Raw genomic sequence first — 12,495 nt, forward strand, 5'->3', positions numbered from 1 at the left:
AATCGGTCACTCGCCGGTGTCGATCATGCGCGTTGAGCGCACGGCCCGCGACGACGGACGGCGCCGGCCCGGCAGTGGGATGCGGTCGGCGATGTTGCTCAGCGGGTTGACCACCATGGTCAGCGCGACGACGGCGTCCTGCAGCGTGGCGATCGCCGGCTCCAGCGCCTCCATCCCGGGCGTCAGCCGCGCCAGGGTGTCGGCGACGTCGGCGAGCTGATCCAGCGGCCCGTTTTTCGCCGTCAGCTTGTCGACCAGGCCACCCTCGGCCAGCAGCCGGTCGGCCAGCCCATCCTCGGCCAGCAGCCGCTCGATCAACCCGTCCTCCGAGACCAGCTGATCGGCCAGCCCGCCGGGCTGGAGCGTGCGGTGCAGTCCGCCGCCCTCGGCGGTCAGGCGGTCCAGCAGGCCGCCATCCGAGGTGAGCATGTCGACCACACCGCCCGGGCGCAACAGGCGGTCGATCGGTCCGTCCGGCGCGACCGCCCGCCCGAGTGGCGCGTCGTCGTCGAGCAGTCGGGCGAGCCGGTTGGCGCGAACGATCGCGTCGTCGATTCCCAGCATGGACGTCATGGCCGCGGTTCCGGCGGCACCGCCGTCACCCAGAGCCCGTTTCGCCACACCCACCGCCGCGCCGGCGACGGTCAGGCTGGCGTCCGCGGCCGCGAGCCCCACACGCGCCGGGGCGGTCGCGGCCGAGACGATCCGTGCGGCGAGATTCATCCCACGAGTTTATTCGCGACGCGAGGACGTCAAGCTGCGCAGGTCCGCGCCATTGTCGCGATTCCTGGCAGACTACTATCAGAGTGTTGGCACTGAGCTCTCAGCAAACACACAATCTTCACATAGCTAACGTACAACCAAGGGGTAGAAGAACCTGATGACCGCGGCAACCCCAAGTGAAACCAAACCGGAGGCTCGCGTCCTGGTGGTCGACGACGAGGCCAACATCGTCGAGTTGCTCTCGGTGAGCCTGAAGTTTCAGGGGTTCGAGGTCTATACCGCGACCAACGGAGCCCAGGCGCTGGACCGGGCGCGGGAAGCCCGGCCCGACGCGGTGATCCTGGACGTGATGATGCCCGGCATGGACGGCTTCGGGGTGTTGCGGCGCCTGCGCGAGAACCACACAGGTATCGGATGGTGCGTCGTATACGGTGCCTTGGCCACATTCGGCGGCTCTACTTACTCCCGGCGAGAGACACGTCGTGATGAACGCCAGCGTGAATACGGCTGGGACCATGAATGCCAAACGGTTAGCCATGCTGAGCATCCCATATCTCCGTGCAGGGAGATCGTAGTCCCAGCAGCGTTGCTAGAAAAGGGCCGATCGGTTCCGGGTAGTCCCCGCCTTAGGGGGTAGGAAACCGATCAGGGACGGCCCGGGATGCCGTCCAGACTTCCCTGGATGCCCTGCAGGTCGCCTTGGATTCCGTCCAGTTGCCGTTGGATGGCCTGCAGATCGGAGAGGGTGTTCTGATAGGCGGGCTGCAGCTGGTCCGCGACGGTGGGTCGAGACTGCGGGCAATACGAGACGATCGCCCCCGCCGTCACTTGCGCGCTCTGATCGGCGTCCCACACCGATGATCGCTGCACGAACTGGACCGCGTCCGCGAAATTGGGTTGGCGCGCCAGGAAGTCGCAGACCGCGTGCCCTTGGGCGGTCACGTACTCCTGGCTGGGAACCGGTACGCCCTGACGCTTCAGCGCGGTGATGAACGCCGCGTCGGCGATGTCAACGCGCGGAGCGGCCACTTTCGGCGCCATTCGATTGGGGGGCGGCGCGGCCGACGCCGGGGTTTCGGTCGGCTGCGGCGATGGATCTTGGCGGTGAACGGTGAACACCACCAGCACCACCGCGGCGGCGATGGCGACCAGCGATAGCGGCATGGCCGCGAAAAGAGCCCGGCGGAACAGCGGGCGCTTACGCCGGCGCGCCCTGCTCCTCGCAGTGTCGCCGCGCGACGCGTTGTCGGCGACGGTTCCGGTTGCGCGCGCCCCCATCGAGTTGCTCGAAGACGCCCCCGTGTTGTGGGCCAGGAGCTCGTCGAGCAGCTCGTCAACCTCCCATGACGACAGCCGACCGCCCTGCTCGCGCATTGCGCGGCGCCGCATTGCGATGCGCCGCAATTCTGCGTCGATGGTCTCGCGGTCGCGCATATCAACAAGTTTGCGACTGCCACGGCGTTGTCACAAGCCTCGGGGCACAGGCGGGCGATCGGGTGAGCGCCCGCAGGCCGTGAACGGGTGCCTGCAGAGGTGCCAGACCCACGCGGGACGGCGCCCCGGCCCCGGCGGTAGCAACTAGGAGAATTCTGGTGTACGCAGGCCCGAGTCATCGAAACACGCTGCCTATCAGGACTATTCGAGAGCCCAGGGCCTTTTGGTCGCCCATCGGCCTTTGACTACATGAAAAGTATTCTGGTGCAGCCGATTAGCGTTGGTAGATGCAGCATGTGCTACGGTTGCCGGGGATGCCCATCGGCATCCATTCGAAATGAGAGAAGTTGAAGGTATGACACAGGGAACTGTGAAATGGTTTAACAGCGAAAAAGGCTTCGGTTTTATCGCTCCGGACGGCGGCGCAGCAGATGTGTTCGTCCACTACTCGGAAATTCAGGGCGGCGGCTACCGATCGCTCGAAGAGAACCAACGAGTCGAGTTCAACGTCGAGCAGGGAGCCAAGGGCCCGCAGGCAGTCGGAGTGACTGCCGTCTAGAGCGAGTTCTACTCCATGTGGGCTGGTGGGAGCTTTCCCGCCAGCCCACAGTGCGTTGCGGGTGTAGATTGGTGTCAGCGGTCGTGTTCGCCTTCCCCAGCGATTTCCTATGCGGAGGGGCGCATCTACGAATCGATCGCTCTTCGCTCCACCACTTACGTTTGGGCCGAAGCCAAAACCAATTCGAGGAGTCCCACTCCATGACATCGTCCGACCTGTTTTCGCATCGCTACGAGCCCGAGGTCGTGTCACGCCCCGCCCGCGATGGAGAACCGGTGCAACTTCCGGCTTTCTCCGACCGCCCCAACAGCGATCCCAGCGCCGCGACGCCGTCGTAGGTGGTCTGACCGGGAACCGGCGCCGCGCTCGGCCCGTCCCCCTGGCGGGAAGATCCGTATCGTCTACTGGTCCGGTGGCGCAACGGGATCAGGCGGCGGGCCGTCGGGCGGGGGCGGCGGAGGAGCCTGCGACCGATGCGTGCAGTCGGGCACGAACATCAACACGCCCCCGACCATGGTCCAGCCAATGGCGCACCCTGGCGGCAACAAAGGCGGGATCTGCGGTCCGGCGATTAACGCCGTCAGGACTGCGGCCAGAATCGCCGGGCGCATCAGGACGCCGATTCGTCTCGCCGACGGGCCGGGCAAGGCGTCAGGCATATAACTATTCCGCTCTGCAGGGAAGCTGATTTCCCAGTCTGGAATGCGCCGGTATTGGCCGCAACTCGAAGGAATTTCCACTTCCGACTCGTCCGCGCTCGGTCAGCCACATTGATGTCCGGCCCCTCGATGCGGAAGACTGTTAAGGGCAGTCGACGAAAGTGATCACCGTGAGCCGTGACCGCGTCGCGAATATCCGGACAATACGGCACACCGGGCCGATGTTGCTCTGCGTGGCCATGTTCGCAATCGCCGGTTGTTCACCCTCGGCGGTGAGGCCGACCGCCACGGCGGTAACCGCTGCGAACGGACCGACTGCGGCGGCCACACCGCTCGCATCCAGGGCGGTGCCCGCCGCACCCAATCCACCCCTCGGCGCACAGCCGCAACTGGCGACCGACCCGGCGCAACTGGCCGACGACCTGGTCGCCGACGAGCGGGCGCTGCGTGACCCATCGACGCCGGAGCCGGCGTTGGTGGCGGCGGCGCATCGGGAGCAGGCCGCGTACCGGGCCATCGGGAGACACCCCGAATGGGACTCGGTCACCCGGCCACGCGTCCCGCCCGAACTGGTCGACGTCTACGACCGCAACCTCGACGCCCGGCGCCAGCTGCAGGCGATGACGCCCGCGAAAGACACGCTTCCCGCGTGGCGGGTCGACCCCCCGGTCCCGGCCGACGAGCTGATGAACGACTACCACGCGGCGGAAGCCGAGACCGGCGTCGGCTGGAACTACCTGGCAGCGATCAACTTCGTCGAGACCCGCTTCGGCAGCATCAACGGCGTCAGTACGGCCGGCGCCCAAGGGCCCATGCAGTTCTTGCCGTCGACCTTCGCCACCTACGGCCAGGGTGGCGACATCAACTCGCCCCGCGACAGCATCATGGCGGCGGGCCGGTTCCTCGCCGCCAACGGCTTCGCCAACGACCCCGCTCGCGCCATCTACGGCTACAACCACGCGCACCAGTACGTCGATGCGGTCGACCAATACGCCGCCCTGATCGCCGCCGATCCGGCCGCTTTCCCCACCTACTACCGCTGGGACGTCTACTACGTCACCACCGCCGGCGACGTCCTGCTGCCCGTCGGTTACTCAGCGCCGGCCCCGATCCCCGTCGGGGACTACCTCGCCACCCACCCGCAGTAAAGACCGTACGCCGGGCCGATAAGCAAGCACCCCAAGGGATTTAAGCGCTCGACGCGCCCGCTATGGGCCAGCGCTACGCTCGGTCCTTCTTGCGGGCGAGGAACGCCCGCATGTGCTCTTGTGGCTCTCCGGTCAGAAACGCCAGACCGAACTGCTCGATGCTGTCCTCGATCGCCCCGTGCACCGTCATGTCGAACCACTTGTTGAGCAGCCGCTTCTGTTGGCGGACCGCGTGCGGGCCGAATCCCGCGAGCCTGCCTGCGAGTGCGGCGATGCGAGAGTCAAGCGCGTCGGGGGCGACCACCTCGTGGACCAGGCCCCACGTGACGGCCGTGGCGGCGTCAATCGTTTCGCCCGTCAGCAGGAGCCAGGCCGCGTGCGACGCCCCGATCAAGGCCGGCATCAAGGCCGAATGGATCACCGAGGGAATTCCGACCGCCACTTCGGGCATGCCGAATTTGGCGCCGGACTCGGCGATCCGCAGATCGCAGCACATCGCGACCTCGAGCCCACCGCCCAGGCAATACCCGGCGAGCCGGGCGATGACCGGGACGGGGCATTGACGGATCGCCTCGCAGAGGCCCGCGAGCCGACGGATGAACGCCTCGGCGCTGACGCGGTCCAGGGCGACCATCTCGTGGATGTCGGCGCCACCGATGAACGCCGCGTCCCCGGCCCCGCGCAGCACGACCACCCGAGCGTCAGCGTCATCGCCGACGGTGACGAGCGCCTGTGTCAATTCTTCGATGGCGGCCGTGCCGACGATGTTGAGCGATTTGGAATTGATCAGCTCGACGGTGACGACGCCGCCGTCGCGGCCGACCCGGACGAACCGCTTGTCCATCGTGTTCATGCGCCCTCACAGGTATTTCAGGGCGATGTCTTGCAGGTGGGTGCGCATGGTCTGTCCGGTCGCCTTCTCGAGCTTGATTCCCAACTCGCCGGCGAGATTGACGAAGCCCATCAGCAGCATGATTTCGCCGTCGGGTTCGTTGGTGACGTTTTCAACGAGCCGGTTCCATGCGAATTCATTGCCGCTGTCCGACGTCCACGCCGTCATGACCTCGATGGCTCGGCGAACGTTTTCCCGCACATCCATTCCCGGAGCCTGCCACGACGACCCGCCGACCGCCCGCCGACGGGCGCACCGCGGCTGTGGCGGCTGCGTCCGCCGGCGTCCCGATGCGGCGGTCCGGCCAGGCCGGACCGTCAGTACAGCGGGACCCAGACCCCCATGTACCAGAAGCCCCAGCCGCCGAACTGCCAGTTGAAGACCGGGATGGCGGTGTAGGTGTCGTACTGGAACGGCCCGAAATCGGCCTGCGCCGCGACGACGTCACGCGGCGGCCCGGACCACGGGCGGTTCCAGCCGCCTGGAGGCGGCGGACCGTCCCAGCCACCCGGAGGCGGTGCACCCACCCAATGTGGCGGCGCGTGGCCGGGTGCCGGGCCGTCGTTCCAGCCGTGTCCTCGCGGCGGCGGTGGTGGCGGCGCGCCGTGGTCCACGACGCTGAAGCCGGTGCGCGCGTCGCCGGGCCCGCCGACCTGGGCGTTGCCGCTGACGTAGGTCCCGCGCGGGACATAGGGCTGGTGCGGTGGCTGCGTGCTCGGCGGGTTGAGGGCCTGCCTGCCCTCCGGCGGGGGTGCGTTGTGTTCGCTCGCCGGCGCGTTGGATTGCCCACCCGGCGGGTTCTGCCCGCCCTGGGGCGGGTTGTTCTGACCACCCTGGGGCGGGTTGTCTTGGCCGCCTTGCGGCGGGTTGTTCTGGCCACCCTGCGGCGGGTTGTTCTGCCCATGGCCACCTTGGGGAGGATTGTTCTGCCCGCCCGGCGCACCGCCGGGTCCGGCCTGCTGACCGCCCGGCCCGTTCTGCGGACCACCACCGCCGCCGCCGGGAGCGCCACCCCCACCACCGCCGCCGCCTCCATGGCAGTTCGGGCACGGCGGGGGCGGGTCGAGCGGCGCCGCGAAGGCCGAGCTCGCGCTCAAGGTGACCGCGGAGATACTCAGGCCCACCGCGACCGCCGCCGCGCTGACAACACGTTTCATCGACATAGCTGCGTCCCCTCTTGGGTGTGGATCGCCTGCACTACGGGCAGGTGACGTCCAACTCGAATGACTTGGTCACCTGCTGCGGTTGCTGCGGGTTGCTCATGTCGAGCCCGGTTGCGGTGCCCTTGATCGCATACGTTTTCCCGTTCACCGCGGCTCCGGCGTTGCCGCCCTGGTTGGGAGCGGCGTCGGAGAAGCCGAGCGTGATGCCGTTGACGCTGCCGAGCCCGACCGAGTGAACGATGGGCGGGTTGGCGTTGCTGACCACCGCGCCGACGCCGGCTGTGGCGTCCCCGATGCCGATGTTGGTGTTGTCGCCCGCCGCGGTGCAGGTGACCTGGCCGCTGACGTTCTGCGCCTGACCGTCCACGATGACCTGCGGGCCGGCCGCCGACGGCGACGACGAGGACGAGGACGAGGGCCCGGTGTTTGACTTGTTACTCGAACAGCCGGCGCAGGCCGCGGCCACCACGGCCATGCCCGCCATGCCGACGACGAACCCACGCTTCACTACTGCTCTCCTTCGTGTCGCTGGTGTCGCACAGCCAACTCGTTGGCCTGGTCAACTGCGCGAGCCCAGGCCGAACCTGCAGCACGGACGCCCGAATGCCGCGAGCCCGGGTACCCGCTGCCGGTGAAAGAGAAACGCGGTGTCGGGACGCCACACGCTACGGCAGAACGCGCAAACCCCACTTGCCCAGTAGCGGATCGACGAGTACGAAGTCGGTGGTGTTGTCGTCGCCCTCGGGGGAAGACATCAACAAACCCACCGCACTCACGGTGCCGTCATCGTTCTTCACGAAACCGGGGCTGCCGCTGTCCCCGTTGAGGCTGAACACGCTGGCTGTCACAACGCCGGATTCGACATGCTTGACGACCCCACAGGTCTCGCCGGTGACCGCGCCGATCTTGCAGAAGGGCACACCCTCCCGAATCTGGTCGCCGTTCAACACATCCCGGACCACATACCTGCCGCCGACATCACCTATCGGCGCGCCGACGCCCGGATTGAAGCGGATGATCGCCGCGTCCCGCGTCTCGCCCACCTGCTCGCTGGCGCTGATCCTCCCGAGCGGTAACGAATTTCCGTACGTCCACAACGAACCGTCATGGGCGTCGCAGTGGCCGCTGGTCATCAGGTAATAGCTACCGTCGTTACCCTTCGCCGCGAAACCCGCTGTGCACGAGTTATTTTCATCCTCAACCTTCATACCCGGCGTCACGCCCGAATCCGCACGCGCGGGATTCGCCAACGCCATCGTGGCGACGACCACAGCGCCGACCAGGCCCAACCCTCGCAACCACCGCATGGCCACGCCACCTCTCTTGATGTATCGGGCAGCATGCTAACAGCGGGAGCGGGTTTCGGCCCCCCGACCGTTCGGAATACGCCCGCCGGCCCGCCCGAGCGAATTGAGGTGTATGGCAAATCGGTGGCGATTGCTCTGCAACACAACAGCTTTCGCCGCGAGGTCGACAAACCGATGATCAGCTGCCGACGTGGCGGGCGAGGAAGCCCAGCACGGCGTCGGCGAAGATGTCGTTACGATCACCGGCCACCATGTGCCCCGCACCGCGCACGTCGGTGAACTCGACCTGCGGGAAGCGCGCCAGGAATTCGTCGGCGCGTTCCTGGCTGACGAGGTCACTCATCTGTCCCCGAATCAACAGCATCGGCACGCCGCCGCGCAGGATCGCGTCGACGGCCGCGTGCATGCGATCGGGGTCGGTGACCTCGAACGGGGGAAACGCGGCGGTTCCGCTGATGAACTGGGGATCCCAGTGCCAGTACCAGCGATCGCCGCGGCGGCGCAGATTCGTGGTCAGGCCGTCCAGGTCGGTGGGCCGCGGCCGGTGCGGGTTGTATTCGGCGATGGCGTCAGCGACCTCGTCCAGCGAGCCGAACCCCGATTCCACCCGCTCGGACATGAAGGCGTGGATCCGATTCGCCCCGGACTGGTCCATGTTGGGCACGATGTCGACCAACACGACCGCACTGGCGATGCCCGGGGAGAGCTCACCCGCGAGCAGCATCGACGTGAAGCCGCCCAGGGAGGCGCCGACCAGCACCGGTTGCGGGGGCAGCGTGCCGAGTACTTCCTGGACGTCGCCGGCGAAGCTGACGACGCGGTAGTCGCCCTCGTCGGACCAATCCGATTCCCCGTGGCCGCGCAGGTCGACGGTGACGGCCTGCCAGCCGCGCTGCGCGACGGCGGCGGCGGCCTTGCCCCACGAACGACGCGTCTGCCCGCCACCGTGCAGGAACACCACGGCCCGCGCCTGCGGATCGCCTAGCCGATCGGCGACGATGCGCACGCCGCCGGTCCCCCGGATCGAGAACGGTTCCACTGCCATGGGCATCAGGTGATACTAAGCCGTTTCGGCACGACCCGGCCTCGAAGCGGCTCCAATACGATGCAGCGGAGCGTCCCGAGGAGAAACCGATGCAGCTTGACGAATACCTGTCCTTGGATGCGACCGCGTTGGCCGAACTGGTCGAGCGCAAGCAGGTCACGGCGTCCGAACTTCTCGCATTGGCACGGCAGCGGGCCGACGCCGTCAATCCGCGGTTGAACGCGATCGTCCGCCACCTCGGCGAGGTCGCGGACAGGCGGGCCGCCGACCCGGCCCTGAGCGGACCCTTCGCCGGAGTGCCCTTCGTGATCAAAGACCTCGCGCAGGAGTATCGCGGCTTCCCGACCGCGAGCGGTTCCCGGTCCCTAGCCAACGACGTGGCCGATCGACACGCCCTGGTGACGCAGCGGTTCCTGGACGCGGGGCTGGTGATCTTCGCGATGACCAACACCCCCGAGTTCGGGGCCAAGGGCGTCACAGAATCCGATTACTGGGGGCCGGCGCGCAACCCCTGGAACACCCAGCACACCCCCGGCGGCTCTTCCGGAGGTTCCGGGGCGGCGGTGGCGGCCGGAATCGTCCCAGCCGCGGGGGCCAACGACGGCGGCGGATCCATCCGCATCCCGGCCGCCTGCAACGGGCTCGTCGGCCTCAAGTTCAGCCGGGGACTTTCGCCGTACGGGCCGCAGACGGGCGAGCCGATGTTCGGGATGGTGACCCAGGGCGTCGTTTCGCGCACGGTGCGTGACAGCGCCGCGCTGTGCGACGCGATCGTCGGCCGCGATCCGTGCGCGGCCTACGAAGTCGCCGTTCCGCGAGGCGCTTTCGCCGACCACGTCAAGCGTCGTCCGGGCACGCTGCGGATCGGATACTCGTGGTCCTCGGCGATCAACCCACACCCGGACCCGGAAGCCGTCGCCGCGGTGGAACGGGCGGTGTCGCTCCTGAGCGATCTGGGGCACCGGGTCGAGGAGGTTCGGCCGCCGTACGACGACGCCGCCCTCGCCCGCGACTTTCTCACCATCTGGTTCGCCCAGCTGTACCAGCACGTCGCGGACGCCAGACAACGCACCGGCGCCGGCGACCGCGATTTCGAGGCCGACACCTTGGCCGTGAGTGAACTCGCCCGGTCCACCGGCGTCCTGGCACCGATCTTCGCGCTGGAGAACCGGAACAGTCACATCCGATCGCTGGCGTCGTTCCACGAGACCTTCGATTTCTTGCTGACCCCCACTCTGGCCACGCCGCCGCTTCGGGTCGGCGCGACGGCCACGCCGCGGCCCCTCCAACAGGTGGCCCGCATCGCCAGCAAGCTGCGCGCGGGAAAACTCATGGCGCTCAGCGGGATTCTCGACCAATTGGTCCAGCAGAGCCTGGGATGGGTGCCTTACACGCAGCTGGCCAACATCACCGGACGCCCGGCGATCAGCGTGCCCCTGCACTGGACCGACGACGGGCTTCCCCTCGGGGTTCAATTCGTCGGGCGCCTAGGTGCCGACGGCGACCTCCTGCAGCTGGCAGCCCAACTCGAGGAAGCCGCCCCGTGGGCCCACCGCTACCCCGCGCCCGCGTGACCACCCGCTATGCGTCCGGTTTGCCTTCCGACAAGTGATCGCCCCGCCACAGGCGCGAGAACCGCCGGGCGACATCGCCGAGGCGGCTCCCGGCCCACTGCGAAGCCTTGATCCTGCCGAGAGCTTGTTGTCCCTCCGCCGCGTAGTCGCCGACGGTTTCGTCGCCTTCCTCAGCGCGCATCCTCAGCCTCCGATCTCGTCAAGCTGCTCGTGTCCGCGGCTGACGCTCGGACGGTTCCGACGGCGTCAACCGCTCCGGCGGTTCCGCCGGGGTTAGCCGTTCGGGTGTCTCGGCCGGCGCCAGCCGCTCGGGCGTCTCGTCGGGAGTGCCCCGCTGCGGCGGCTCGATCGTGTCCATCATTTAGCCCTCCGATCGGCTCAGGGTTGCCTACCCGCCGACCCCGGGCGCCGAAACGCGGACGAACTCGACCGCCGCGGCTTCAGGACACCGGTTCTTTGCTGGCCTTGACCGGCGCGGTGCTGGGCGGCAGCTTGAGCAGGTTGCCGCGCAGGCTCCCCCGCGTGGTGCGCACAGCCACCAGCAGCCAGGTGAACAACAGCCCGGCGTACGCGATCACCGCGGCCACCCGGAACGCGGGCAGATGCGTGTGGCCGGCGAGCTGGGAGGTGCCCGTCACGAACGTTCCGACCGGGAAGGTCAGGCTCCACCACGTCAACGCGAACGGCATGCCGCGACGCAGCGTGCGCACGGTCAGCGAAGTGGCCAGCGCAATCCACAACACCGCGAAGCCCCACACCGGGACTCCGTACAGGATCGCGAAGGCATTCAGGTCCTCGGCCAGTTCGGGGTTGACGGCCAGTCCCGCGCTTGCACCTAACAGCCCTGCGGCGGTGATCGACTGGCCGAGCGGGCCCAGGACGATCCACAGCGTCGGCACCCGCGCCGAGCCCGACGTGCCGTACAGGGTCAGGCGCGCCCAGATCATCGCGATGATGTTCAGGGAAGCCAGCAACGACAGGCCGAACATCGCGTAGCAGCCGTAGAGCATGGTTTCGCGTCCGGTGCCCGCCGCCATGTGCGGCAGCAGCAGCGCCCCCATGGCCGCGGTCACCATGGGCGGGACCACCGGCATCAGCCAGCCCCCGAAGGCCGCGTCGGGCTCGACGTTGTGCTGGGTGAACATCAAAAACGGGATGCTGACCGCGGTGAACAGCCCGCCCAGCGTTCCCGCCGTCCACAACACCCAATCCAGGTCGACGGCGATGCGCTCGCCGAGCAGGTCCCTTCCGACCAGCACCGCTCCCCCGCCGACCGTCATCAGCGCCATCGGCGCGGCGCCGTAGAAGTGCGCCATCTGCGGATTGCGTGCGTGCGTGCGCGCCACCGTGGGGTGGCGCAACCAGTGGCCCCCGACCAGGACGATGAGTATCACCAGCAGGACGGCGGCGATCACCCAGACCACCTGGGCGAAGGCGCGCAGCCCCACGACGTGCACGGGCAGGGCCGCGCCGGCGCTGGCCACGATCCCGGTGCCCATCACCGCGGCGAACCAGTTGGGCCCGATATTGCCCAGCACCTCGACCCGGGTCTGCGGCGACGCGGCGCCGCCGGGGTTTGCAATGGCCATAGCTGCAAAACCTACTGCGCCGAGCCGAATCGGGCGGGCCTGCCGCTTACACTCCAACGGTGATGCATCCGGCGCCAACGACCAGGCAGGCCTTCGGCAGGGGTCGGCTGATCGCCGGGATCGCCGTGGTGGTGGTTCTCGCCGTTCTCGCCGTACCCATCAAACAACGCTGCGGGGCGCCGGGCTTATCGTGCGCTACGGCGATCGACCCCCGGGGCGACGTTCACTACTACTACGAGGTGGAACCGCTCGGTGTGTACCTCGCAGAGATCGTGACCGGCTCGAACATCACCGTTTTCTACGAGTCCGGCGAGGAGCTCGTCAAAGCCCGATAGCCGCCATTTCGGCTCGATAACAAGTTCGATTCGGTCACGCCGGCCATGTGACGTTGGTGAAACCACC

17 protein-coding genes and 1 pseudogene are annotated in these 12,495 nt (G+C 67.9%); 6 read left to right on the forward strand and 12 right to left on the reverse strand.

Translation table 11 applies throughout. The features are described 5' to 3' along the window. Positions 1-6 precede the first annotated feature (6 nt). Positions 7-723, reverse strand: a complete 717-nt coding sequence (locus A5692_RS01135) for a hypothetical protein (protein WP_068051239.1) — start codon at positions 721-723, stop codon at positions 7-9. A gap of 157 nt (positions 724-880) precedes the next feature. On the opposite strand from A5692_RS01135, the pseudogene A5692_RS27850 reads away from it, so the two are divergent. Next, positions 881-1,117 (forward strand): annotated as a pseudogene (locus A5692_RS27850) (response regulator); the annotation flags it as partial. 251 nt (positions 1,118-1,368) lie between these two features. Here the strand turns inward: A5692_RS27850 and A5692_RS01145 are convergent. Continuing rightward, complete coding sequence (locus A5692_RS01145; RefSeq protein WP_068051243.1) at positions 1,369-2,157, reverse strand: DUF732 domain-containing protein; 789 nt, start codon at positions 2,155-2,157, stop codon at positions 1,369-1,371. Positions 2,158-2,512: 355 nt separating this feature from the next. Between A5692_RS01145 and A5692_RS01150 the strand changes: the two genes are divergently transcribed. Together A5692_RS01150 and A5692_RS29325 are read left to right on the forward strand one after the other, a co-directional pair. Further along, positions 2,513-2,716 carry a cold-shock protein gene (locus A5692_RS01150; RefSeq protein ID WP_068051245.1) on the forward strand — a complete coding sequence of 68 codons (204 nt, stop codon included), beginning with the start codon at positions 2,513-2,515 and terminating at the stop codon, positions 2,714-2,716. Positions 2,717-2,916: 200 nt separating this feature from the next. Continuing rightward, positions 2,917-3,054: a hypothetical protein gene (locus A5692_RS29325; protein WP_197509181.1), complete on the forward strand. Its 138-nt coding sequence runs from the start codon at positions 2,917-2,919 to the stop codon at positions 3,052-3,054. A gap of 463 nt (positions 3,055-3,517) precedes the next feature. On the opposite strand, the gene A5692_RS29625 is transcribed toward A5692_RS29325, so the two are convergent. Then, complete coding sequence (locus tag A5692_RS29625) at positions 3,518-3,703, reverse strand: hypothetical protein (RefSeq protein ID WP_231984145.1); 186 nt, start codon at positions 3,701-3,703, stop codon at positions 3,518-3,520. On the opposite strand from A5692_RS29625, the gene A5692_RS01155 reads away from it, so the two are divergent. Further along, entirely contained in the window at positions 3,615-4,523 is a 909-nt protein-coding gene (locus A5692_RS01155; protein WP_231984143.1) for a lytic transglycosylase domain-containing protein, read from the forward strand. The two genes, A5692_RS29625 and A5692_RS01155, sit on opposite strands and share 89 nt — an antisense overlap. Positions 4,524-4,596: 73 nt before the next feature. On the opposite strand, the gene A5692_RS01160 is transcribed toward A5692_RS01155, so the two are convergent. The 6 genes from A5692_RS01160 to A5692_RS01185 form a co-directional block, all read right to left on the reverse strand. Continuing rightward, positions 4,597-5,376: an enoyl-CoA hydratase gene (locus A5692_RS01160; RefSeq protein ID WP_068051247.1), complete on the reverse strand. Its 780-nt coding sequence runs from the start codon at positions 5,374-5,376 to the stop codon at positions 4,597-4,599. A gap of 6 nt (positions 5,377-5,382) precedes the next feature. After that, positions 5,383-5,622 (reverse strand): hypothetical protein, encoded by a 240-nt coding sequence (locus A5692_RS01165; RefSeq protein WP_068051249.1) that lies wholly within the window; start codon positions 5,620-5,622, stop codon positions 5,383-5,385. Positions 5,623-5,732: 110 nt separating this feature from the next. Beyond that, complete coding sequence (locus A5692_RS28750) at positions 5,733-6,572, reverse strand: MAP_0585 family protein (protein WP_068051344.1); 840 nt, start codon at positions 6,570-6,572, stop codon at positions 5,733-5,735. Between the two features lie 40 nt (positions 6,573-6,612). After that, positions 6,613-7,086 (reverse strand): lipoprotein LpqH, encoded by a 474-nt coding sequence (locus tag A5692_RS01175; protein ID WP_082962306.1) that lies wholly within the window; start codon positions 7,084-7,086, stop codon positions 6,613-6,615. A gap of 157 nt (positions 7,087-7,243) precedes the next feature. Then, positions 7,244-7,891, reverse strand: coding sequence for a trypsin (locus A5692_RS01180; RefSeq protein WP_068051251.1), 648 nt, complete (start codon positions 7,889-7,891; stop codon positions 7,244-7,246). Positions 7,892-8,063: 172 nt separating this feature from the next. Beyond that, the gene (locus A5692_RS01185; RefSeq protein WP_197514311.1) at positions 8,064-8,930 is read right to left on the reverse strand and encodes an alpha/beta fold hydrolase; all 867 of its coding nucleotides are present in this window, start codon (positions 8,928-8,930) and stop codon (positions 8,064-8,066) included. Positions 8,931-9,019: 89 nt separating this feature from the next. Between A5692_RS01185 and A5692_RS01190 the strand changes: the two genes are divergently transcribed. Further along, entirely contained in the window at positions 9,020-10,504 is a 1,485-nt protein-coding gene (locus A5692_RS01190; protein ID WP_068051253.1) for an amidase, read from the forward strand. A 7-nt stretch (positions 10,505-10,511) separates the two neighbouring features. Here the strand turns inward: A5692_RS01190 and A5692_RS29330 are convergent, their stop codons facing one another. The 3 genes from A5692_RS29330 to A5692_RS01195 all read right to left on the reverse strand — a co-directional run bounded on the left by A5692_RS29330 (position 10,512) and on the right by A5692_RS01195 (position 12,093). Continuing rightward, complete coding sequence (locus A5692_RS29330) at positions 10,512-10,685, reverse strand: hypothetical protein (protein WP_197514310.1); 174 nt, start codon at positions 10,683-10,685, stop codon at positions 10,512-10,514. An 18-nt stretch (positions 10,686-10,703) separates the two neighbouring features. Continuing rightward, positions 10,704-10,865: a hypothetical protein gene (locus A5692_RS28755; RefSeq protein ID WP_156765865.1), complete on the reverse strand. Its 162-nt coding sequence runs from the start codon at positions 10,863-10,865 to the stop codon at positions 10,704-10,706. Positions 10,866-10,944: 79 nt separating this feature from the next. Then, positions 10,945-12,093 carry a TDT family transporter gene (locus A5692_RS01195; RefSeq protein ID WP_068051255.1) on the reverse strand — a complete coding sequence of 383 codons (1,149 nt, stop codon included), beginning with the start codon at positions 12,091-12,093 and terminating at the stop codon, positions 10,945-10,947. A 62-nt stretch (positions 12,094-12,155) separates the two neighbouring features. On the opposite strand from A5692_RS01195, the gene A5692_RS01200 reads away from it, so the two are divergent. After that, positions 12,156-12,428, forward strand: a complete 273-nt coding sequence (locus A5692_RS01200) for a hypothetical protein (RefSeq protein WP_068051257.1) — start codon at positions 12,156-12,158, stop codon at positions 12,426-12,428. The last annotated feature ends 67 nt before the right edge of the window (positions 12,429-12,495 follow it).

The sequence above is a fragment of the Mycobacterium sp. E342 genome, from assembly GCF_001667665.1.
GTDB lineage: Bacteria > Actinomycetota > Actinomycetes > Mycobacteriales > Mycobacteriaceae > Mycobacterium.